The 23,637-nt window shown below is 34.7% G+C and carries 21 protein-coding genes and 1 tRNA gene; 9 read left to right on the top strand and 13 right to left on the bottom strand.

The features are described 5' to 3' along the window. Window positions 1-79 precede the first annotated feature (79 nt). The 3 genes from HNQ90_RS14765 to HNQ90_RS14755 form a co-directional block, all read right to left on the bottom strand. Window positions 80-559, bottom strand: coding sequence for a nuclear transport factor 2 family protein (locus HNQ90_RS14765; RefSeq protein WP_144116561.1), 480 nt, complete (start codon window positions 557-559; stop codon window positions 80-82). 175 nt (window positions 560-734) lie between these two features. Next, window positions 735-2,606 (bottom strand): hybrid sensor histidine kinase/response regulator transcription factor, encoded by a 1,872-nt coding sequence (locus tag HNQ90_RS14760; RefSeq protein ID WP_144116562.1) that lies wholly within the window; start codon window positions 2,604-2,606, stop codon window positions 735-737. A 152-nt stretch (window positions 2,607-2,758) separates the two neighbouring features. Then, the gene (locus HNQ90_RS14755) at window positions 2,759-3,511 is read right to left on the bottom strand and encodes a tetratricopeptide repeat protein (RefSeq protein ID WP_172625876.1); all 753 of its coding nucleotides are present in this window, start codon (window positions 3,509-3,511) and stop codon (window positions 2,759-2,761) included. Between the two features lie 135 nt (window positions 3,512-3,646). On the opposite strand from HNQ90_RS14755, the gene HNQ90_RS14750 reads away from it, so the two are divergent. After that, window positions 3,647-4,156: a metallophosphoesterase family protein gene (locus tag HNQ90_RS14750; protein WP_144116564.1), complete on the top strand. Its 510-nt coding sequence runs from the start codon at window positions 3,647-3,649 to the stop codon at window positions 4,154-4,156. Between the two features lie 5 nt (window positions 4,157-4,161). Here HNQ90_RS14750 and HNQ90_RS14745 read toward each other — a convergent pair whose 3' ends face one another. Continuing rightward, a complete protein-coding gene (locus HNQ90_RS14745) occupies window positions 4,162-5,739 on the bottom strand; it encodes an FAD-binding protein (RefSeq protein WP_144116565.1) in 1,578 nt (525 codons plus the stop codon). An 18-nt stretch (window positions 5,740-5,757) separates the two neighbouring features. After that, on the bottom strand, window positions 5,758-6,108 hold the full coding sequence (locus HNQ90_RS14740; protein WP_144116566.1) for a hypothetical protein: 351 nt from the start codon (window positions 6,106-6,108) through the stop codon (window positions 5,758-5,760). Window positions 6,109-6,551: 443 nt separating this feature from the next. Here HNQ90_RS14740 and HNQ90_RS14735 point away from each other — a divergent pair, with 443 nt between their 5' ends. Beyond that, complete coding sequence (locus HNQ90_RS14735) at window positions 6,552-6,980, top strand: FKBP-type peptidyl-prolyl cis-trans isomerase (protein ID WP_144116567.1); 429 nt, start codon at window positions 6,552-6,554, stop codon at window positions 6,978-6,980. 223 nt (window positions 6,981-7,203) lie between these two features. Here HNQ90_RS14735 and HNQ90_RS14730 read toward each other — a convergent pair whose 3' ends face one another. Then, window positions 7,204-7,614 (bottom strand): DUF4293 domain-containing protein, encoded by a 411-nt coding sequence (locus HNQ90_RS14730; protein ID WP_144116568.1) that lies wholly within the window; start codon window positions 7,612-7,614, stop codon window positions 7,204-7,206. 184 nt (window positions 7,615-7,798) lie between these two features. Here HNQ90_RS14730 and rho point away from each other — a divergent pair, with 184 nt between their 5' ends. Beyond that, window positions 7,799-9,442, top strand: a complete 1,644-nt coding sequence (rho, locus tag HNQ90_RS14725) for a transcription termination factor Rho (RefSeq protein ID WP_144116569.1) — start codon at window positions 7,799-7,801, stop codon at window positions 9,440-9,442. Window positions 9,443-9,970: 528 nt separating this feature from the next. Here rho and HNQ90_RS14720 read toward each other — a convergent pair. From HNQ90_RS14720 to proS, 5 genes are all read right to left on the bottom strand, one after another. Next, window positions 9,971-10,333, bottom strand: a complete 363-nt coding sequence (locus HNQ90_RS14720) for a hypothetical protein (protein WP_144116570.1) — start codon at window positions 10,331-10,333, stop codon at window positions 9,971-9,973. Between the two features lie 89 nt (window positions 10,334-10,422). Next, the gene (locus HNQ90_RS14715) at window positions 10,423-12,720 is read right to left on the bottom strand and encodes a DUF7133 domain-containing protein (RefSeq protein WP_144116571.1); all 2,298 of its coding nucleotides are present in this window, start codon (window positions 12,718-12,720) and stop codon (window positions 10,423-10,425) included. Between the two features lie 130 nt (window positions 12,721-12,850). Continuing rightward, a complete protein-coding gene (gene rpsT, locus HNQ90_RS14710) occupies window positions 12,851-13,102 on the bottom strand; it encodes a 30S ribosomal protein S20 (protein WP_144116572.1) in 252 nt (83 codons plus the stop codon). A gap of 27 nt (window positions 13,103-13,129) precedes the next feature. Then, a tRNA-Glu gene (locus HNQ90_RS14705) sits at window positions 13,130-13,201 on the bottom strand. 173 nt (window positions 13,202-13,374) lie between these two features. Then, window positions 13,375-14,853 carry a proline--tRNA ligase gene (gene proS / locus HNQ90_RS14700; protein ID WP_144116573.1) on the bottom strand — a complete coding sequence of 493 codons (1,479 nt, stop codon included), beginning with the start codon at window positions 14,851-14,853 and terminating at the stop codon, window positions 13,375-13,377. Between the two features lie 99 nt (window positions 14,854-14,952). Here proS and HNQ90_RS14695 point away from each other — a divergent pair, with 99 nt between their 5' ends. From HNQ90_RS14695 to HNQ90_RS14670, 6 genes are all read left to right on the top strand, one after another. Continuing rightward, window positions 14,953-16,116, top strand: coding sequence for a hypothetical protein (locus HNQ90_RS14695; RefSeq protein ID WP_144116574.1), 1,164 nt, complete (start codon window positions 14,953-14,955; stop codon window positions 16,114-16,116). A 30-nt stretch (window positions 16,117-16,146) separates the two neighbouring features. After that, the gene (locus tag HNQ90_RS14690) at window positions 16,147-17,682 is read left to right on the top strand and encodes an OmpP1/FadL family transporter (protein WP_172625877.1); all 1,536 of its coding nucleotides are present in this window, start codon (window positions 16,147-16,149) and stop codon (window positions 17,680-17,682) included. 168 nt (window positions 17,683-17,850) lie between these two features. After that, window positions 17,851-18,528 carry a GTP cyclohydrolase I FolE gene (gene folE, locus HNQ90_RS14685; RefSeq protein ID WP_144116575.1) on the top strand — a complete coding sequence of 226 codons (678 nt, stop codon included), beginning with the start codon at window positions 17,851-17,853 and terminating at the stop codon, window positions 18,526-18,528. Between the two features lie 119 nt (window positions 18,529-18,647). Further along, window positions 18,648-20,129 carry a cysteine--tRNA ligase gene (gene cysS, locus HNQ90_RS14680; RefSeq protein ID WP_144116576.1) on the top strand — a complete coding sequence of 494 codons (1,482 nt, stop codon included), beginning with the start codon at window positions 18,648-18,650 and terminating at the stop codon, window positions 20,127-20,129. A gap of 84 nt (window positions 20,130-20,213) precedes the next feature. Beyond that, entirely contained in the window at window positions 20,214-20,453 is a 240-nt protein-coding gene (gene yidD, locus HNQ90_RS14675) for a membrane protein insertion efficiency factor YidD (protein ID WP_144116577.1), read from the top strand. Between the two features lie 7 nt (window positions 20,454-20,460). Further along, window positions 20,461-21,111, top strand: coding sequence for a peroxiredoxin-like family protein (locus tag HNQ90_RS14670; protein WP_144116578.1), 651 nt, complete (start codon window positions 20,461-20,463; stop codon window positions 21,109-21,111). A gap of 104 nt (window positions 21,112-21,215) precedes the next feature. Here the strand turns inward: HNQ90_RS14670 and HNQ90_RS14665 are convergent, their stop codons facing one another. Both HNQ90_RS14665 and HNQ90_RS14660 read right to left on the bottom strand, forming a co-directional pair. After that, entirely contained in the window at window positions 21,216-22,031 is an 816-nt protein-coding gene (locus tag HNQ90_RS14665; RefSeq protein ID WP_144116579.1) for an SHOCT domain-containing protein, read from the bottom strand. Between the two features lie 140 nt (window positions 22,032-22,171). Beyond that, window positions 22,172-23,632, bottom strand: coding sequence for an aminoacyl-histidine dipeptidase (locus HNQ90_RS14660; protein ID WP_144116580.1), 1,461 nt, complete (start codon window positions 23,630-23,632; stop codon window positions 22,172-22,174). Window positions 23,633-23,637 lie beyond the last annotated feature (5 nt).

The raw sequence follows: 23,637 nt of genomic DNA, 5'->3' as shown, positions 1-23,637 counted from the left end.
CTTCTAAAACTAAACAACCTGTTGCATAAAACAAACTAATTATTTTACACAACAGGCAAATCTTAAAAATAAATTTTCACTATTTATTTAATGGTGAGTGATGCTCATGAACCATTTTCCAGCCCGCTTTAGTTTTCACAAAAAGCAATGTAATTTGGTCGTTTACTACTACTAAGTCTTCTCCAAACTTTAATTGAAAATCGGAATGAAACGTAAGATTTGCAACATCACCATAAACCGCAATCTGTAAATCTTTTGCATCGAATTTTATCACTTCGGTAACTGCTCCAAAAACATTACGCTCATGCGCTTCATTGTCAACATCACCGTTTCGTGGTTCTCCATTTTTAAACTCGGTAAATTTAGGTCCATAGGCATGATACGATATAAGTTTGTCTAAATGGCCATCCTTAATACTTTGTGCAATGGCTCCAAAGGTTTCCATAACTTCTTGTTTTGCTTCAGGGAATTCATCGTTGATAAGATCTGCTTGTGCCTTACAACTACATACAGATAATGCTAAAAACAAAACACTTACTAATGCTAATCTTGATTTCATAATATTTAATTTAATTGTTAAAAAACAGCTTTTAATTACAGTACAATTTTAGGAGATATTCTAAATTATGGCGTGTACTATTTCTTCAAAAACTAGGACAGTTTATTAAAAAATCAAGAATTTAAAGTTATGTTTTTGGCTACCAAAGCCATTGTAAATAAGGCTTTACACTAAACTATTTTGAAATGGCACTTGGAGCGCTACCAAACTCCTTTTTAAAAGCCCTACTAAAATAAGAAGGATCATTAAACCCAACATCATATGCTACTTCTGATATTGATTTTTTTGTAGTTTCAAGTAATTCTTTTCCTTTTTGCAATTTAATAGACCTTACAAAAAGTGCCGTAGATTTTCCGCTTGTCGCTTTTAACTTTCTATATAATTGCGATTCACTTAAACCCAACCTAGCGGCTAGCTCTAAAGGTCCGAATTCACCTTGAGATATATTATCATGAATAACCGTAATAATTTTATTAAGGAATTTTGTTTCAGAGTTTTTTACGTTTTTATCAAGCAGTCTGTCTAACCCTGTTTTTTCAAACTTTCTCAATATTTTTTTACGCAACAGAATTAATTGATCTATGCGCGTTAACAATTCTTCTCTCTTAAATGGTTTTGTTAAATAAGCATCGGCTCCATGTGAGAGACCTATTAATCGGTCCTCAAAAGTAGCTTTGGCGGTAAGCATAATGATAGGAATATGATTGGTAAGTTCGTCTGTTTTTAAGGTTTTGCAAACTTCAAAACCATCTTTTTTAGGCATCATCACGTCGCTAACAATAATATCGGGTATTTTTTTAAGTGCCATCTCTATACCTACACTTCCGTTTGGTGCATACATAATTTGATAGTTGTCTTGTAAACAGGTTTTAATGTAATGTGTTACATCCACATTATCTTCAATGATAAGTACTAAAGGTACATTTTTAGAAATGGCATTAGGTGTTAAACTATCATCTAATATTGCTGGATCACTTTTAACTTTGGTATGATGTGATTTTGAAATGACCTCAGGATTTTCTGATGGGCTGGCGTGATTTGTAATAGGTATTTCAAAACCAAACTCACTACCTTTCCCAAGCTTACTTTTTACGTAAATGGATCCATGCATTAATTCAACAAACTCCTTTGCTAGCGCTAATCCAATCCCAGATCCTTTTTCTAATTTTGAAGTTGAGTTATCTACTTGATAAAATTTATCAAATATATATTGTTGCTCCTCTTTTGAAATTCCCAAACCATTATCATTTACTTTAAAAAGGAAATAGGATATATTTTTCCTTTCAACTTTTTCTATTCTAAGGCTAACTTTACCTTCTTGATCTGTAAATTTAATAGCATTAGAAATTAAATTGGTAATTATGGCTGTAAATTTATTAATATCTAAATCCATCTGAAGACGCTCCAATTTACAATCAACCAAAAAATTAATATGCTTTTCTTCTGCAAGAGAATGAAAACTTTCAATTAAATATTTGGTAAAAGGAATACAATCCACTTGAACCAAATTTAACTTTACATGTCCGCATTCAATCTTAGCTAAATCTAACATTTCGTTTATTAGATTTAACAAACCATCACTACTTCTATCAATAATATCGACGTCGTTTTCAAGTTTGGTGTATTGCTTATTGTTTTTTAAATCGGACTTAATATTACTAGTCATACCTCTTATTACGGTAAGTGGCGTTCTAAATTCATGTGTAATATTTGTGAATAAAGCATTTTTTAGCTGGTTAATGTCTTTCAATCTATTACTTTCATTGGCTGCAATTTTCCTTGAAATTAAAAAATAAGCACCAGCAATTAACAACACAAATAACCCAATAATTAAAAACAGATTCTTTTCTTGATTCTTTTTACGCAAATCTTCTTGATACGCTAAATTTAATAGCACTTTCTCTTGTGCTTGAGCAATACTATCGGCAGCTAATTGGTTATTAAAAATTATATTTTGAATTTCTGTTCTAGCCTTATCTTCTTTTTTATCGTTTATTAAAACTTGATATTTTTCGTAATAATCTAAAGCTAATGCAGGCCTATTCAATTTTTTATTAATCTCGTAAAGACTTTTTAAAAGATCGGACTCAGGATTCCAATTATTAGCATTGTAAATTTTTAAACAAGCTTCACACTCCCTTAAAGCCCTATTATATTTTTTAAATCCATAATCTATTTGACATTGCCATAAAAGAATATTCAGGTTAAAATCTCTTGCATATTTAGGAGTTGCAAATTGTTTTGTAACCGTTTATATTCATTTAAATATTTAATGGCTTCGGGGTATTGCTGCTCCTTTATATATAAAGAAAGCAGATAACCAGTGCCAACAGTTGCATATTCTTCAAGACCTATTTCTTTTGATATTTTAATGGCCTCTTTCCAATGTTTTATAGATTTTGGAATATCGCCCATCTTACTATAAACGTTAGCTAAGTTTCCATTAGCCCCAGAAATACTTCTTTTAATTCCATATTTCTCACTTAATCGCAAGTGCTCTAAATGTTGCTTTTCAGCTTCTTTATAATCGCCTAAAGTTTGAAATATGAAACCTTGGTAAGTTGCACTCCAGCCTTCATTTAATTTATCCCCTAAATCTCTATAGTGTTTTTGAGATTTTTGCAAAGCCTTAAAAGCATTAATATAATCGTCGTATTCTAAATATAAATTGCCGGAACGATAAGCTTTACCCATTAAAATATTAGCATCAATTTGAAATTGATTACTATTTTTCTGTTTGGCTAAATCTAACATTTGCCGTCCTAAAACGAGTGCACTGTCGGTTTTTGTAAATAGGTAATAATCTTCAATTAAATTGGTCACGGCATCAAACCTAATAGAATCATGAAGCGCCTGGTTATGCCAAATTTTGAACAGAGTATCCTTTTCTTTTTGAGCAAAAACAGTGCTCAAAAAAAAGAATAAAAATATTAAAGTGAAAACAAGTTTCATTAATGATGCAATATAAACGAATTTATCTTTTTTTTCTGATAAATTCAAAAAAAAAAAAAAAACCATGAGTATCAGCCTGTTATAGTTTAAGCCAATAATCCATAACTTTACCAATTGATAATACATTTATAATTAATGACCAAAATACTCCTCCTATCGGACACACATAGTTATATTGATAAAGATATTTTAAAGTATGCTAAGCAGGCTGATGAAGTTTGGCATGCCGGAGATATTGGCGACTTAAAAGTTACGGATGCCATAAAGGCTTTAAAACCATTACGCGGTGTTTATGGTAATATTGATGATGCTGAAGTACGCGTAGAATTCCCTGAACATAACCGTTTTATGTGCGAGGGTGTCGATGTTTGGATTACGCACATTGGTGGCTATCCACCTAAGTACAACCTTAGAGTTAGTGACGCTATAAAACAAAACCCACCAAGACTTTTTATTTGCGGACATTCGCATATTTTAAAAGTAATGCCCGATAAAAAGCTAAACCTAATCCATATGAATCCTGGTGCCGTAGGTAAACATGGTTTTCATAAAGTTAGAACGATGCTACGTTTTACAATTGATGGCAAAAAAATTGACAACCTAGAGGTTATTGAATTTCCTGTGAGACACCCAAAAGAGGTTTAATACTTTTAGGTGATGCTTTGATGAATTTTATTTAAGCCACAGTTTTGCATAAACTTGTTACTAAAAACTTGCATTGATGGTATGGACATGAGTTGGTTTCTGGCATTAATCCAAGAATCGACTGCTGTGTTGCCGTACATGTTTCTAATAAGGTTTTCGTTTAAATTAAAGTTGATTTTCCCCCAGTGCAACGTGTACGGAATATTTTGTTGCTCCATTTTGTTCCAAACGGCTGTATAAAAATTTCTGGCTACTTGTCCGTCTATACCATCCATTTCTAAAACACAGGTATTATCAAATTTTGTAAATCCTAAGGTGGCCTTAGTCCCTTTTACATAACGCAGAGACAAACCACCAGGAAAAGGCGTATGTTTATTAACCTCCATAATTAGCTCCACTACTTTGGCCGAATCTTTAATATCTATTCCCATGGCAGCACTAGCCACTTTACCTAAAAACTTGGTATAATTAAAAATTTCCTTAATGGTACCGGTTACCACATCTTGTGGTGCAAATGCTCTTTTGTACATAACATTTACCAAAGGCGGAACTGCTAAATCTGAGACGGGCGATAAATCGTCCAACAGCTTTGAAATAATGCCTAGTAAATCTTCGCCAAAGGAAAACTCGTTTGGTCGTTTTAAAAATTGATGCCCATCGTGATAAGGCCGTTTAAACATATATTTTAAAAAGGCACCTTTTTCGGTATTGTTAGGTGCAAATTTGTGTAAATTAAATAACACCTCAAAATGATAAAGGTCTGTACTACCATCGGTAGCAGCAATGTTAAGATCGGTTACATCTAATAATTCCATAGCTTTTTTTAATGGATTGCTGTAAGCGATATTACCTATTCTGTGTTCTTCTAACAAAAACTGCGGTTCGGTTTCTATCATGACTCCATGTATAAAACCAAAGCTTCCAAAACTTACTAATGCGGCGTTAAATTGGTCGTCGTTTGAAATAAACTCTGCCCCTAACCAATCGACCATATCCTGCGAAGCTACTGGATACGATTTGCGCTCCAACCAAATATGTTTGTCTTCGCTAGTTATAATATGCAGCCCTACAACGGCATCTTGAATGGCTCCAACATGAATTCCTGCGCCATGGGTTCCAGTGGACAAAGCTCCCGCAATGGTTTGCCCGTTACTGGCACCCGATGCTTTTATGGAGCGTTGCGGTCGCTTTTGCGACAGCCTATTGTTTAACTCGTAAATAGCAACACCGCATTGCACAAAATATAGATCGTCTGGCGTTTGTGCGTACTGCGGACTGACTTGCTTTTGTTTGGGCTGAAATGAAAAGTTTAAAGAAACCGTATCGACCAAACCGCCTTTTGTAACCCCAACTTTAGAAAACGACCAACCTTTACCCAAAGCCCGAAGTTTAAGGTTATTGTTTATGGCATGATTAATTAGCCATTGAAAATTTTTAGTAGTTGCCGAGTAACGTGCTCTAGCCGAAGCTCCTGGTGGGTTATAAAGTGAAAAGGACGCATTATCTTCTAGCTGATGCGTAAAGTTTTCATGTTTGTTAGTCCACGAGCCAATAGGCAATCTGTCTATTCCTTCTGGTATCATTTTTTGAGGTTTTAAAGGTTAAAAGTCCTGTTCTCCATCACTTGGTTTTGCACAACCATATTTTACTTTACGGTGATTAACAATACCAAGAGTAACAAGGCTTAATGCAAAATCGGTTAATGAGGTTTTAACTTCTACCCATGCTATGGCTTTGGAGCGACAAGGACATTCTACACCTTCGGTATCTGGGTGTAAATCGACACGTTTAACGCTGCCTAAACCCCACAAATAACTCCAATTGGATTTTTCGTGACATTCTAGATTTACAACATTGGCATCATGTGGAGTGGCTTCAACCCGGGTGCTTACACAGGATTGAGCGCTAAACCAGATGCTTAATACTAAAATAATAAGTTGTTTTGATTTCATAATAACACTATTTTAATGGTATTGAATCTATTTTACTATGCGGTAAAATGTTTCGTAATCATTAGTTTATCGCCTTAAGAACTAAAATTCTGAAAGCGATATAAATACTGCTATGTAATTAAATAAGGAAGAAACAGATTCGTCTTGAATCTGTTCTATAAAGTAACGACTAATTTTCTTAAAATCAAAACCTTAAGACACTAAAACTAGGATTTTATGACCTAAACATTTGCAAATATAGATTAAATTAGGCTAAAAACTTGCTTTGGCAGTTGTTTGCGCTAGGGATTGAAAAGGAAAGCCCACAGCCCGACGATGGAGGTGCGAGGACTTGTATTGGAAAGCCCGACCCTTGGGTAGCGCCCAAATTTTAAAAAAAGCATGCGTATTCGCTTGATTAGTTGTAATTTTGCGCTTTTAAAAAACAGAAAAGATTATTATTTATGAGTCAAGTAAAAGAAAATGATACGGTAAAAGTACATTACACAGGGAAATTAGGTAACGGACAGGTTTTTGATAGCTCGTTGGAGCGCGAACCACTAGAGGTAACTTTAGGTCAGGGTATGTTAATTCCTGGTTTTGAAAAAGGTATTATTTCGATGGAATTAAACGAAAAGAAAACTATTAATATTCCTGTTGCTGAGGCTTATGGAGAGGTGCGTAAAGAGTTATTTTACGATGTAAAAAAGGAACAATTACCACAGGATATGGCTCCTGAAGTTGGAATGGGATTAGCATCGAAAGATGAAAATGGTAGAGAAGTACAGTTTCGTATTGCTGAAGTAAAAGAAGATCATATTATTGTTGATGCTAACCACCCGTTGGCTGGACATGATTTAGTATTTGACTTGGAGCTTATTGAGATAAAGTAACATCTATATTAGATACTTATTTAAAAGCCTGGAGATAACTCTAGGCTTTTTTTTGTGCTCAAAAAGAACCTAAGTAAACCATAGAATGGAGTGTTTTATCTCTTCAAGAGATTTAGGTTCTCACTAAAAACACCCTTAAAGTCCCTTCAAGAGGACATAACAAACAAAAAAACCCAAAGCTTTCGCTTCGGGTTTTCGCACTAATACTACTAAGATGTTAGGTTTATCGTAACCTATCAACAGATTTTACAAGTTCTTCATCCTTCTTGATGGCCTTATTGGCTAATGCCAATAACACGATAGAAACAATAGGGAGAAGCATCCCAATACCTTTCTCAGAAACCGCCGTCTCTCCAGATACATTTAGTGATTGATACACGAAAAATCCTAGTAAAATAAAGTTTAATATGATGTTAAGTCGCCCCAATACAAATTGAGACTTCCTATTTTTAAACATAAAAATGGTTACCAACGATAGTACTGCCGAAGCTAAAAATAGCCCTAAATACAGTAATTCGTCTTTTGCAAACACACTTACACCACTATCTGTAATCCATAAATGGAAAACAAAAATAAGACCTCCAGATACTGCTGAAGCCAATAATAGGTATATAGTTTGAATACGTTGTAGCATACTTTTTTTAATAACTAGACCGCAAAAATAATAGAATTAATGATAAAAAATAAAATAAAGTTGTATTATTGCAGTAATAATTCACAACAACCGCACTTACAAGCGGTTAATTCTTCAAGATTTTAAAAATCATATTTCAGAATTACTCACGTTAGTATTCAATAAAATATCCAATTAAACATAAATGTTTGAAATTTCACAATTAAAAGAGAAAAAACTCACTGATTTACAGGAGATTGCAAAAAAATTGAACGTTCCGAAATACCGTTCATTAAAAAAATTAGATTTAGTTTACCAAATTCTCGATCAACAAGCTGCCGATCCTAAAGCTGTTAAAGCTGTAGTTCCAGAAATAACACCAGAAACTAAAGCTGAACCAGTTGCAGAAAAGGCTGCAAGAAAACCTAGACAGCGCGTACAAAAACCTGTTAAAGCTGCCGAAAAAGCACCAACAACAGATAACGCTGCAGATAGTAAACCTGAAGCTGTTGCTGCTCCTAAAGCCGAAGTTAAAAAGGCAGAAGTACCACAAGCTAAAGAAGAAAAAAAGCCAGTACATAAGCCTAACCCAAGGCCAAAAAACGATACTAAAAAACCTAATCCTAGGCCACAAAATAACCAAAACAAAAACCAACATAAAAACCAAAAAAACGGTAATATTGATAAAGGGAATAAAGATAGCAGAAACCGCTACCGTGAGCCAGATTACGAGTTTGATGCCATTATAGAAAGTGAAGGTGTTTTAGACATCATGCAAGATGGATACGGGTTTTTACGCTCGTCTGATTATAACTATTTATCATCTCCAGATGATATTTATGTATCTCAATCGCAAATCCGTTTATTTGGTTTAAAAGTTGGAGATACTGTTTTTGGAAATGTAAGACCTCCTAAAGAAGGTGAAAAGTATTTTCCATTAATTAAAGTAAGTAAAATTAACGGTCAAAACCCAAATGTAGTGAGAGACCGTGTTGCTTTCGAGCATTTAACACCGTTATTTCCTCAAGAAAAATTTAATTTAGCAGAACGTCAAAGTACGATTTCTACGCGTATTATGGATTTATTTGCTCCTATTGGAAAAGGGCAACGTGGTATGATTGTATCGCAACCAAAAACGGGTAAAACCATGTTACTTAAGGATGTTGCTAACGCCATTGCAGCAAACCACCCAGAGGTTTATCAAATGATTTTGTTAATTGATGAGCGTCCAGAAGAGGTTACAGATATGCAACGTAATGTTCGTGGTGAAGTTATTGCTTCTACTTTCGATAAGGAAGCACACGAGCACGTAAAAATTGCCAACATTGTACTTGAAAAAGCAAAACGTTTGGTAGAATGTGGACACGACGTAGTTATCCTACTAGATTCCATTACACGTTTGGCGAGAGCTTATAACTCGGTGCAACCAGCATCTGGTAAAATATTAAGTGGTGGTGTAGATGCCAATGCATTACACAAACCAAAACGTTTCTTTGGTGCTGCTCGTAATATAGAAAACGGAGGTTCTCTAACAATTATAGCAACAGCACTTACCGAAACAGGTTCTAAAATGGACGAAGTAATTTTCGAAGAATTTAAAGGAACCGGTAACATGGAGCTTCAATTAGATAGAAAAATATCTAACCGTCGTATTTTCCCTGCTATCGATCTTACCTCGTCAAGTACACGTCGTGATGATATTTTATTAGACGATGTTACCGTACAACGTATGTGGGTAATGCGCAAATACCTTGCCGATATGAATCCTGTAGAGGCTATGGAATTTATTAACGAGCGTTTCAAACAAACTAAAAATAACGAAGAGTTTTTAATTTCTATGAACGGATAAAAAACCTCTTATTTTCAAAATAACTAAAAGCCTTGATATTTATATTAAGGCTTTTTTTTGGGTTAATTCGAGTGTATAAATAATTGTATTGATATTTGGGCGTTACCACGCTTATACCTACAAGGTTTTCAAAACCTTGTAGGATCACTTAGGTCAGGCTTTCCACTATACCTGCCTGCCGGCAGGCAGGTCTTTTTTTGCCATTTATGGCAGCAAAAAAAGGATGCCGTTTCAATCCCTAACGCGGGCAAATCTGCTAAATACGGTTTTAAATAACTAATATCAGGCTTGTTTTTAAATGGTAACGTCTAGATTTTTTTGATTCTCTTGGTTACACCTCCCTTAATCCCTCCTTTTTAGGAGGGAAACTGTTTCGTGTTAGTTTGCGCTCTTAAAAATCGAGTTACGGATTAAAACGTAATATTTAAGATTATTGAAAGTATTAAAAGTCTACCCTTTGGGCTAATGCAAAAAAAAAATCCCGCCAATGGGCAGGATTCATTTTTATGCATATAGTTTACTAATTATCTAGTAACTATTTAAAAGATCTCTATATTCTTTTAAATCGGCAATATTCCCTTTATTGTTAAGGTTTTTCATAAGTGCAATTACATACTTAAGGCTTTCAACAGGTGCAAGCTCATCGTTAGCTACAACCTCAGCATCTTCCTCAATAGGCTCATCATCTGGCATAGGTATCATAAAAGACTCAGTAGCTTCAATATGCTCGTAAGTTAACCTAAGCACTTTAACTACTAATGGAATTTGTGCCTCTAAAGCATACGTTCTCAATTCCTTAATATCGTCAATTAGTGTATCCGTATTAATTCCTGTCTTATCTAAATTTTTAAGAATCTTGTCGATTAATTTTATTGCTTTTTTATTTTCCAAAAGAGGGTGTGTTTTTTAAACTTATTATAATTGCAAATTTAAATTTTTATTGAATCATAAGTTGTTAATTGCAGATATTTTTTTTCATTTTATTTTACTTTTAACAGCTCCTCTTCTGTAAAACCTAAACCATCAATAGGTTTTTGTTCTCTTAAAGACTTTATTTTATCAATAGATATGTTTTTTGACTTGCCAGGAAATGCATTGCGCAGATACTGAATTATACTATGTATATCTTTATCGGTAAACTCAGGGTTATTTGCTAAACCTGGCATAGCAATATTTAGTTCATACAAATCGCCATTTACATGTATTGGACCAGATAAACCGTGTAATATTACCAGCGCTAAACGTTCAGACGATTCTGTAACGTATTCCGAATTCTGTAATGGTGGCGCCAAACTTTCAATCCCCTCACCTTCTACGCCATGGCAAGTAGCGCATAAATTTCTAAATATATTATAGCCAGCAATTCTATTATCTACTTGCGCCTTCTTCGTGGTAAAAATTTTATTTTGTTTATTTTTAGCCTTATTACTAATGGTGGTATTTAATATTTTGGCAATTACATTGTGTTCCGTAGCTTTTAATGTTTCACCTAAAAAGGCTTTATAGCTTTCTTCATGGCCTCGTAAACTCGTTATAAAAGCTTCTTGATAGCTTATCTGGTCTTTATACCTTAAAGATAACTGTTGCACTAAAGGAAATAATAGATCCTTTGAAAACGCCATCCAATCTCCCAAAGCACTTAAAACATACAAATCTATAGTAGGATTATTTTTTAAAGCTAAATGTTTTACAATTTTAGCTATCGACATAGTTCGATCTTGACTCGAAAACTGCTCCATTAAAAGAATGGCATGACTTATAACATTGGCACTTTGCTCTGAATATAGAACCTTTTCTAAAACCTCATAACTAAGCGTATTAATACCATCTAATATGTATAAAGCATGTAATTTGCTCACAGCGCTACTAGTCTCATCGTGTAGTATCTTTTTTAATAAGGGTATTGACTTTGGCTCATTTTTTTGTATTAACACTTGCTGTGCTCTATCGCGTATCCAACCATTTTTATGTTTTAATAGGTCTACCAATTTAGATACACTTTGTTCCTCTACATTAATAAATGCATCTTGTTTACTGCTGGTATGAGTTACCTTTAAAATTCGCCCCATACCAATAATGGTATCCAACTGTTTTTTGGCATACAACTTTTGTAAATACGGGGTTAAAAACGCTTTATCTTGTATAATACCACGATGCATATCTACAACATACATATTACCGTCTGGTCCATTAAACAAATTAACGGGTCTGAATCCTTCATCGGTTGAAGAAATAAACTCTTTATTAGGAATAGCCTGTTCTGCCGTTACCTTGTCTGCCTCAACATTTAAAACATTACGCTTAACTACATTAGCCTCTGGCGCACATATAAAGGCATTTTCTAAATAGTCCTCAGGAAATTTATCACCACGATATATTAAAGGCCCGCATGCCGAAGTAACATTTATTAATAAACTATCGGCATCTAAAACTCCCTTTTGATACCCTCTATTTACAGCTGTTGGATGTAATGGATATACCCTTTGATTTTCGGTGAGTATTTTATTTAAAAGACTTTTAGGCTTATAAAATTCGTTTTTAACAACGGTATTTGGCAATACATAATCGCCTAATAACTGTCTAGAATTGGTGTTATAATACAGTCTCCCAAAATTATCTTTAGTAATGCCCCATTGCCCTCTAAACGTCGTTGGGGCTTTAATCCATTGATTATTTTTAAGTTGATACCGGAAATTAGATTTTGCATTATAAATCCAATTATCCAAATGCATCATAAGTCCGTTTGGTTGATGCTCCACATTACCGCCATCAGAATACAACGAATCTACCAGCACTTTATTAACGGGTTTATCATTTTGAATATCTACGAACCAAAGATTTGGTGGTTCGGCATATAAAAGTCCCCCATAAACATGTGCAATAGCTCTAGGCAGCACCAAACTATCCATAAATATTTTAGAGTGATCTGCTACACCATCTTGATCTAAATCCTCTAAAATGGTTATCGTTCCATTTGGTATATGGTCGCCAGTACCAGCAAGATTTTGCATATACCCTTTCATTTCAACAACCCACATACGACCTTTATTATCAAAATCCATGGTAACAGGAGCTTCAATAAAAGGTTCGGATGCCGCTACATGCAATGCAAACCCTTTTTCAATATAGTATTGATCAAGAGCTATTTTAGGTTCTTCGTAATTTTTGGAAGTACACGCCGTAATAGAAAATAACAAAGTGAATAAAAGAAAATATTCTAAATTAAAGGCTTTACTTGTTTTATTAAAATATGTTGAAAAGTTGGAGTTGTTTTCCATGAACTAATACCCGTCTTATTTTGTAAAGTTTATACTTGCGTTTTCACAAAGATTGCATTATAAAATTCAATGCACAAAAAAAGCCTCTCATTTCTGAGAAGCTTTAAGTATTTTCTAACTTTAAATGTAATTAAAGTGCAGCAACGTGTTTTGCTAAACCAGACTTAAGGTTAGCCGCTTTGTTAGCATGAATAACGTTTTTCTTAGCTAATCTATCTAACATAGAAACAACTGAAGGAAACATAGTTTCTGCTTCTTTCTTATCAGTTAACTCACGTAATTTCTTAATAGCATTACGAGTTGTTTTATGCTGATACTTGTTAGTTAAACGTTTAGATTCGTTACTTCTAATTCTTTTTAATGCTGACTTGTGATTTGCCATTTTGTTTTTTTCTTAATTTTTTAGTTGTAGCCCGTAGGGGAATCGAACCCCTCTTACATGGATGAAAACCATGCGTCCTAGCCGATAGACGAACGGGCCATTTTATTTTGAGTGCGCAAATATAAAACTATATTTTAAACTTGCAAAAAATATTTTCAAATAACTTGCAACGTTTCCATTGCGGATGCAAAAATACAACTATTTTTAAATGTTGCAAGAACTAAATAAAATATTTTCAAAAAATTTTATTTAGTTCCCTTTTTCAACATCAATTAATACGCTTTTGCGAACAATACTCTACGTTTCGAAGGATTACCAGAAAACACACAAATTCCTGCTTCTTCCTTCCCTTCTAAAGGAATACAACGAATTGTTGCTTTGGTAAGCTCTTTTATTTTGTCTTCTGTTTCAATAGTACCATCCCAATGCGCAGAAATAAACCCTGTTTTTGTTTCTAATACTGTTTTAAATTCTTCAAAAGTTTCTACTTCGGTAATATGATCGTTTCTAAAATCTAACGCTTTCTTATATAAATCGTTTTGAATGTCTTTTAAAAGTCCTTCAATTTTATCATTTAAACTATCTAGCGTTACAACTTCTTTTGTTAGCGTATCTCTACGCGCGATTTCAACCGTTCCATTTGCTAAATCTCTTGCACCTATAGCAAGTCTTAATGGCACACCTTGTAACTCGTGTTGTGCAAATTTAGCACCTGGTCTATGTGTTGTTCTATTATCGAATTTAACAGAAATGTTTTTTCCGCGTAAATCACTAATTATACTATTAGCTACTTCTGTTATAGCTTCTAAATCTTCATCACTCTTATAAATAGGAATAATAACCACTTGGTTTGGTGCCAAACTAGGAGGCAAAACTAAACCATGATCATCACTATGCGTCATAATTAACGCTCCCATTAATCGTGTAGACACACCCCAAGAAGTTGCCCAAACGTAATCTTGTTTACCTTCTTTATTAGCGTATTTAACATCGAATGCTTTCGCGAAATTTTGACCCAAAAAGTGTGAGGTTCCTGCTTGTAAAGCTTTACCATCTTGCATTAAGGCTTCAATACAATAGGTTTCATCTGCTCCTGCAAAACGTTCACTTTCTGTTTTTAACCCTTGAATAACAGGAATAGCCATAAAATTCTCTACAAACGTGGCGTATACGTTATTCATTAATTCAGCTTCAGCTACAGCTTGCTGTTTTGTTTCATGAGCCGTATGCCCTTCTTGCCATAAAAACTCAGCAGTTCTTAAAAACAAACGTGTACGCATTTCCCAACGAACCACATTGGCCCATTGGTTTATTAATAATGGTAAATCTCTATAGGATTGTACCCAGCCTCTAAATGTATTCCAAATAATAGCCTCACTAGTTGGTCTTACAATTAGCTCTTCTTCCAACTTCGCTTCTGGATCTACTCTTAATTTCCCTGGTTTATCAGGATCGTTTTGTAATCTATAATGTGTTACAATGGCACACTCTTTAGCGAAACCTTCTGCGTTTTTTTCTTCGGCTTCAAACAAACTTTTAGGCACAAAAAGAGGAAAATAGGCGTTTTGGTGTCCTGTTTCTTTAAACATTTTATCTAATTCTGCCTGCATTTTTTCCCAAATTGCATAACCATACGGCTTGATTACCATACATCCTCTAACCGCAGAATTCTCCGCTAGGTCTGCTTTGACAACCAATTCGTTATACCATTTTGAATAATCTTCCGATCTACTAGTAAGTTTTTTGCTCATATCTTTGTTTTGGCACAAATATTGTGACTATGTTAAAAAGAGAAATAGTTCAGCAAAACTAACTATTTTTGTGATGTTCAACAATAAAATTAAAGAGATATGCAATTTAACAACTACATAAAAGGAAAAGTGCCATTTTTAACCCTAATTGGGTTAGCGTTTGGGCTTGTTTCTTGCGGTTCTTATCAATACGTTGGTGTGGACAGTGACGGAATTTATGGCGGTGCTCCACAAACTCAACAAACAGAACAAGTTGTTGCAACGACAAATGAAAACACTGGTAATTACTACCAAAACTATTTTAGAACAAAATCTATTGAATCTGAAAATATTGGATACGAAGAAGAAATTTTTACAGACATTGATTCTTATGAAAGTGAAAATTACAACGAATCAGATCCTTTAGCTAATGATTATGTAGGTTATGCTGGTTGGGGTCAAAATCCAAGCGACGTAACTATAAACTATATAAACAACGGTTGGAACGATTGGGGTTGGAACGGTGGTTTTGGTTACGGATATAATGGCTGGAACCGTTGGGGCTATAGCGGCTTTTACGGTGGCGGCTGGAACAACTGGGGCTATGGTGGTATATACAATCCATTCTATTGCCCACCTTATTATGGCGGTGGTTTTTATGGCGGTTTTGCTTACAACTATGGTTGGGGCTATAATCGTGGTTTTTATAACAGAGGCTACAATAGAGGCTATAACAGAGGGTTCTACAGCAACAATAACTATAACAACCGTCGTACAACAGCTTACAGTAATAGCAGAAGAAACAGCTATTCTAGCACCAATAACAGTGGCTTAAGCAGACGTAGCTCGGTAAGTACACAAAATAGAGCAACATCTTCACGATATAACACATCGGCAAGAAATAGCGCTAATACTGGTGTAACAAGAAGCTCAACAGCATCAACAGTTAGAAGAACTTACAATCCTAATGGAACACGAGTTTCTACAGGAACAACAAGACGCTCTACCGCAACAAGAACGCCTTCTACAAACTCTACAGCAAGATCGTCTTCTGCAGTATCACGAAGAAGCTCAAGTACAGTTTACAGACAGCCAACAACAACTCGTAGTTCATCGTCTAGTACAGCGAGAAGGTCTAGTTCTTCACCATCAAGAACAAGTACGTATACTCCTAGTAGCAGCTCGTCTAGATCAAGTAGTAGTACTGCATCTAGATCATCTAGTAGTAGCAGAAGCTCCGGAAGTAGCTCATCAAGATCTTCTAGCAGTGGAAGAAGACGTTAATCTTATTTATTTAAAGATAAAAAATTACACATGAAAAAGTTAAATTTACTAGGCATAGCTTTACTTTCTATGTCAACAATTTACGCACAAGATATTAGCGACGCTGTAAGGTTTTCGCAAAATGAAATTCAAGGAACCGCTCGTTACAGAGCATTAAGTGGCGCTTTTGGAGCCTTAGGTGGCGACATGAGTGCGGTAAGTGCTAACCCCGCAGGTTCTGCTGTTTTTGCTAGAAGCCATGCGTCCTTTTCTGGGTCGAACGTCGATTTAGAAAACTCAACCAACTATTTTGGTAACACGGTAGATACAAACACATCTAATTTTGATATTAATCAAGGAGGAGCTGTCTTTGTATTTGAGAACCGTAACACAAGTTCTGCTTGGAAAAAGTTCACTTTCGGAATTGCTTATGAAAGAACAAACAATTTTGATGATAATTGGAATGCTAGAGGTTTAAATACTAATGACGACGGACAATTCAGCAACTCCATAGCAAGTTATTTTTATGATTATGCTGATGGTTTAAGGCTAGATGAAATATCAGCTTTTCCAGATGAATCTTTATCGATAGCTTATCAAGACATCGGATCTTTTTATGGCTTTGGCAACCAACAAGCCTTTTTAGGTTATGAATCTTTTATTCTAGAACCAGATAATCCTGACGACGATGCTAACACCCTATATTCCTCAAACATTTCAGCAGGAAATTTCAATCATAATTACTCTTATGTATCTACCGGTTATAACGGAAAAATATCTTTTAACCTTGCAACGCAATATGAAGATAATTTATATTTAGGTATTAACTTAAATTCTCATTTTATTGATTACCAACGATCAACTTTATTATTTGAAAACAATTCAAACCTAGGATCAATAGTAAACTCTGTTGAATTTGAAAATAATTTATCGACTACAGGTAATGGGTTTTCTTTTCAATTAGGAAGTATTATTAAGTTAACACCAGAACTTAGAGCCGGTGTAACTTACGACTCGCCTACTTGGTATACTATTGAAGAGGAAACAACGCAATATTTAGCAACGGTAAGAGATGATAACGGTTCTAATGCAACACAAGTTATTAATCCAGGAGTTGTAAATGTTTACCCGCGATACAAATTACAAACACCTGCAAAAATTACAGGAAGTTTAGCTTACGTTTTTGGAACTCAAGGTTTAATTAGTTTCGATTATTCAAATAAAAATTATGGTAAAACAAAATTCACTCCCGATGCCGATTACATGGACTTAAATGAAGGGATAAGTGATGTTTTAACCAACGCCTCAACCTATCGTTTTGGTGCAGAATATAAAGTAAAACAACTAAGCTTTAGAGGTGGTTACCGTTTTGAAGAAAGTCCTTATGAAGATGGTATTACAGTTGGCGATTTAACCGGATTTTCATTAGGTTTAGGATACAACTTCGGAAACACAAAACTGGATTTAACCTATGATAAATGGGATCGTGAAGACGAAACACCACTTTACAATTTAGGTTTAATTGAAACCGCAAATGTTAATAGAGGAAACTCTAATATTACATTAACATTAGGTTTCAATATATAACAACCTTTTAATATATTTTAAAAAGCTTGAACTAAGGTTCAGGCTTTTTTTATGAGAATTTTATAAGAAAAATAAGGAACAATAACAGTATCTTAAATATTTGCAAACATAAAGGATAACAAAAAGTGAAATGCTTATCTTTGCAAATTAAATTTTGACTTATAAATCATGGCTTTTGATAGTAATATAGAAGATTTTGACGCATTAGGAAACGATCACATTGGTACTTCTGAAAACACACCAATGCGCAGCGATGCTTTTAAATTAAACAACGAAGAAAAGATAGACATCATTAAGGATGATGTGCGTCATATCCTAGAAACCCTAGGTTTAGATTTAACAGACGATAGTTTAAAAGGCACGCCTAACCGCGTAGCAAAAATGTTTGTTAATGAAATTTTTGGAGGATTAAATCCAGATAAAAAACCAAGCGCTTCTACTTTCGATAATAAATATAAATATGGCGAAATGCTTGTTGAAAAAAACATTACGGTGTATTCAACTTGCGAACATCACTTACTACCTATTGTAGGTCGTGCTCATATTGCTTACATATCCAATGGCACTGTAGTTGGCTTATCTAAAATGAATCGTATTGTAGATTATTTTGCAAAACGCCCACAAGTACAAGAGCGTTTAACAATTCAAGTAGTTCGAGAACTTCAAAACGTTTTAGGCACTAAAGATGTGGCTTGTGTTATTGATGCAAAACACCTTTGTGTAAATTCTAGAGGAATTCGCGATATTGAAAGTAGTACGGTAACTTCAGAATTTGGAGGAAAATTTCAAGATATGGAGACACGTCGCGAATTTCTAGATTATATTAAATTAGACACGAAGTTTTAATTTGTTTGATATTTTGTCGTGAAGACGTTAAGTTGATAAGAAATAATCAGCTTCATTACTAAACGACAAACGACTAAACTGAATCGACTAAACAGCTAACGACTTAACAAATAACAGTGATGCCGCTTTACAAAGAACAACAGATTAAATTATACAACTCACTTACTGGTAAAAAAGAAATATTTAAACCCATTAACGAAGGTCATGTTGGCATGTATGTTTGCGGTCCTACCGTTTATAGTAACGTACATTTAGGAAATGTAAGAACCTTTATGTCTTTTGATATGGTTTTTAGATACCTAAAACACCTAGATTATAAAGTAAGATACGTTAGAAATATTACTGATGCTGGCCATTTAGAAAATGATGCTGATGCAGGTGAAGACAAAATCACTAAAAAAGCGCGTTTAGAACAAATTGAACCTATGGAAGTAGTACAGCGTTATACTGTAGATTTTCATAATGTTTTAAGAACTTTTAATTTTCTACCGCCAAGTATAGAGCCAACAGCAACCGGACATATTATTGAGCAAATTGAGTTAATAAGTAAAATTATTGATAACGGATTTGCTTATGAAGTTAATGGTTCTGTATATTTTGATGTGCATAAGTTTAATGAAACTAACGATTATGGAAAATTAAGCAAACGTAAGCTAGACGATTTAATTCACAATACAAGAACACTAGACGGACAAAGCGATAAAAAGAATCCGCAGGATTTTGCCCTTTGGAAAAAAGCCGAACCTCAGCACATCATGCGTTGGCCTTCGCCTTGGAGTGATGGTTTTCCTGGTTGGCACTTAGAGTGTACTGCTATGAGCACTAAATATCTAGGCGATCAATTTGATATTCATGGTGGTGGAATGGATTTAAAATTCCCGCATCACGAGTGTGAAATTGCACAAAACGAAGCAGCCATTGGTGTTAGCCCTGTTAACTATTGGATGCATGCCAATATGTTAGAGTTAAACGGACAACGCATGTCTAAATCTACAGGAAACACCGTTAATCCAGATGAATTATTATCTGGAAACAACGCATTTTTTAGTAAAGCATATAGCCCTAGTGTTATTCGCTTTTTTGTTGCACAGTCCTCTTACCGTAGTGTTTTAGATTTAACCGACGATGGTTTATTAGCCAGCGAAAAAGGCTTTTATAGATTAATGGATGCCGTAAACCTTATAGATGGTTTAAAAGCATCTGCAACATCTTCAATAGATATTCGGGCATGGAAACAGAAATGTTATGATGCTATGAACGATGATTTTAACTCACCAATTTTAATCGCGCATTTATTTGAAGCTGCTAAATACATAAACCAAATAAAAGAAGGTCAAGCTACAATATCTGCCGAAGATTTAAACCTATTAAAAGAAACGATTAATAGTTTTGTTTTTGATGTTCTAGGTCTTGAAAATGCTACAAAAAGCGATTCTGGAACCGATAAACTTTCAGGTGCTGTTGACGTTTTAATACGATTAAGACAAGATGCTAGAGCTAATAAAGATTTTGCAATGTCTGATAAAATTCGTGATGAATTAGCAGAAGTTGGTATTCAGCTTAAAGACGGAAAAGATGGCACAACGTTTAGCGTAAACTAAATAGTATTGTTATTCCTGCAGGAATAAACGAACATTCCATAACGTTTAAAAAGATGCTCTCCTTAAAGAGAATTACAAAAACATATTTTGAAAAAACTACTAATAGCACCGTTTTTGTTTATTATAAAAGTATACCAAACTTTTATATCGCCATTAACACCTGCTACGTGTAGATACAATCCAACATGTTCGCATTACACTAAAGAAGCCTTGCAAAAGCATGGTTTATTTAAAGGAGGCTGGTTAGCTATAAAGCGTATTTTTAGCTGTCATCCTTGGGGTGGCTCTGGATACGACCCTGTACCTGATAAGGATAGCAATTAAAAAGACAATGACAAAATTAAAAGCACAAACCGATGCTAAAATTGAAGCAGGAAGAAAAGCAAAACCTGAGTTCATGAAAGGCGTTGATGATATTATTAGTAAAGCAAAAGCTTTCCAACAAGGAAGTGATGCTATTAAATTTGGGCAAAAGGCTCCAAATTTTGAACTCCCTAATCAGGAAGGAAAACCTATTTTATTAAAAGATTTATTACAACAAGGCCCTGTTGTTGTTACGTTTTATCGTGGCGACTGGTGTCCATATTGCAACTTACAACTTAGAGCTTTACAAGCAAAACTAAGTGAAATCCACGCATTAGGCGCAACATTAGTTGCTATAAGTCCGCAAGTACCCGACGGATCGTTGACAAAAAGTGAAATTAGTGAAATGGAATTTATTGTATTGTCCGATCAAGATGCCAAAGTAGCGCAACAATACGGAGTTGCTTGGGAGGTACCAGAGTTTTTAATGGAACATATGCGATCAGACAGAAACCTGGATTTAGACCAAATAAATAATGGTAACGGCAGTATATTACCTATTCCAGCTACATTTGTATTAAATTCTGAAGGTGTTGTTACCTGGGATTATGTTAATGTTGATTACAGAACACGCTCTGAACCAGATGAGATTATTGAAGCATTAAAAAATATATCTTAAAAATTGCTAACAACTCTTTTTATTTAGATTTAAGAATAAAAAAAGCTCAATAAACTAGATTATAACTTAGTTTATTGAGCTTTATTACTATTGTTAGATTCGTTTTATAAACGACTTAGCAATTCTGCTTTTTTATTTTCAAATTCTTCAACCGATAAAATAGATTTATCCTTTAAGGCTGCTAGCTTTTCTATCTTAACAAAAATATCTTCTTCAAAAGCTGTATTATTTACTTCCGTTTGAGCAGGTGCCACAGTTTGCTCTACAAATGCAGGTTGTTGTTGATTATTTATAGCGTTATCAACGTGCTGTTGTTCTTGCACAGGTTTAGATACCTCCTGCCCTCCCGTAACAATTGGTAAGGTATTTAAATCTACGTTACCATACTGACTTGTAAACGATACAGAATAATTTCCACCTTGCTGCTGGCCTACACCTCCTATTTGGTTATCTAACGTATCAAAAACTGTTACTTTTCCATTTTGCTGTATAGCAAGGCGTCTTATATTATTAAAAATAGCGTAGCTTGTATTGTTTTGACTTCCGGTAGAATTAGGAAAGCCTAAATCGCCCCACCAATTGCCACTTACACCATTTTGAAACCCATTTTGATTATGGCTTTTAGGTTTTGGTAATGGTTTGTATTGAATAGCACCTTGATGAATTAAATTTGATAATTCGATACAAAGCCCATCTACAGTAGCTTTTAGTTGATAATTAAACATATCGCCTACCATAGTCATACCACCCTGCATCCATTGACCACCTCCGCCTAATTCCGGAATATTAAATTGTGCCATGGAGCCATTGCTAGCCATAAGGTTATAGGTTAAATCTGTAACCGAATTAACACTTATACCATATCTATTTGCTACATCCGTCATGTTTTGAAAACTAACATCTGTGAATATTGCATTCATAATTTTATCTTTTATTAAATTGAAAAAATAGTTATCTACTAATTTTGCGCAAAGATAGTCTTTAACAAAACTAAAACACTTAATTTAAGTCGTTGATTTTGTGAAATTTAATAAAAGATATTAACCAAAAAACGGCGTCCTTATTTTTTAGGAATTTGTTTTAAAATTTCTAAAACAAACTTCCAATATTTTTGAACGGATGATATTTGAGCACGTTCGTCTGGTGAGTGTGCGCCTTTAATGTTTGGACCAAAACTAATCATATCCATTTCTGGATAATTTTGCCCTAGAATACCGCACTCTAAACCTGCATGACATGCAGCAACATGAGGTTTCTCGCCAATTAAATCTTCGTAGATTTTTTCCATGACCTTTAAAATTGGCGAATCCATATTTGGTGCCCATCCTGGATAATCGCCAGAACATACCACTTCGCAACCCGTAAGCTCGAAAGTAGAACGCAAAGTATTAGCTAAATCGACTTTAGAACTCTCTACTGAAGAACGCGTTAAACAGCCAATTTTAATGTGTCCATCTTTTACAATTACACGTGCTACGTTGTTTGAGGTTTCTACCAAATCTGGAATATCGGCACTCATTCTATACACGCCATTATGGGCCGCATACAAGGCTCTTGTTAACCCTTCTTGCACACCTAAATCCATGATTTTAGCCGGCGTATCTGTTTTAGAAATAGTAATTTCTAAATCGGGTTCCATGGTTTTTAACTCCTTTTTTATGGTTGTAGATAGTAAGGCTATTTCTAATAAAAAAGCATCTTCGTGTATGGCATCAATAGCAACTATAGCATTACTTTCTCTAGGAATAGCGTTACGTAAACTACCGCCATCAATTTCTGAAATTCGTAATCCGAAGTTTTCAAAACCATCAAAAAGCACGCGGTTCATTATTTTATTGGCGTTTCCTAAGCCTTCGTGAATTTGCATTCCCGAATGTCCGCCCTGTAATCCTTTTACAGAAACTTTATAACCTATTTTAAATTCTGGTGTTTCCTCTTCTTCGTAAGTTCTTGTTGCAGTTACATCGGTTCCTCCTGCGCATCCTACTCCTATTTCATCATCTTCTTCGGTATCTAGGTTTAATAAAATACCACCAGTTAGTAAACCGCCTTTTAATCCCATGGCACCCGTCATTCCGGTTTCTTCATCTATAGTAAATAACGCTTCAATTGCTGGATGCGGAATATCTGTACTTTCTAAAATTGCCATAATTGTTGCAACCCCTAAACCATTGTCGGCGCCAAGTGTGGTGCCTTTGGCTTTTACCCAATCGCCCTCAACAAACATCTCGATACCTTGGGTATCAAAATCGAAAACAGTATCGCCATTTTTTTGGTGCACCATATCTAAATGCGATTGCATAACCACGGTAACTCGATCTTCCATTCCTGAGGTTGCTGGCTTTTTTATAATAACGTTTCCTACCTCATCTTCAATAGTTTCTAGACCTAGGTTTTTACCAAAATCTTTCATGAAAGCAATAACGCGTTCTTCTTTTTTTGAAGGTCGCGGTACCGCATTTAAATCGGCAAATTTATTCCAAATGGCTTGTGGTTGTAGTTCTCTTATTTCTTGGCTCATTTTTC

It is taken from the genome of Algibacter amylolyticus, assembly GCF_014202225.1.
In the GTDB taxonomy this organism is placed as follows: Bacteria; Bacteroidota; Bacteroidia; order Flavobacteriales; family Flavobacteriaceae; genus Algibacter_B; species Algibacter_B amylolyticus.
This window is presented reverse-complemented; position numbering and strand designations above follow the sequence as displayed.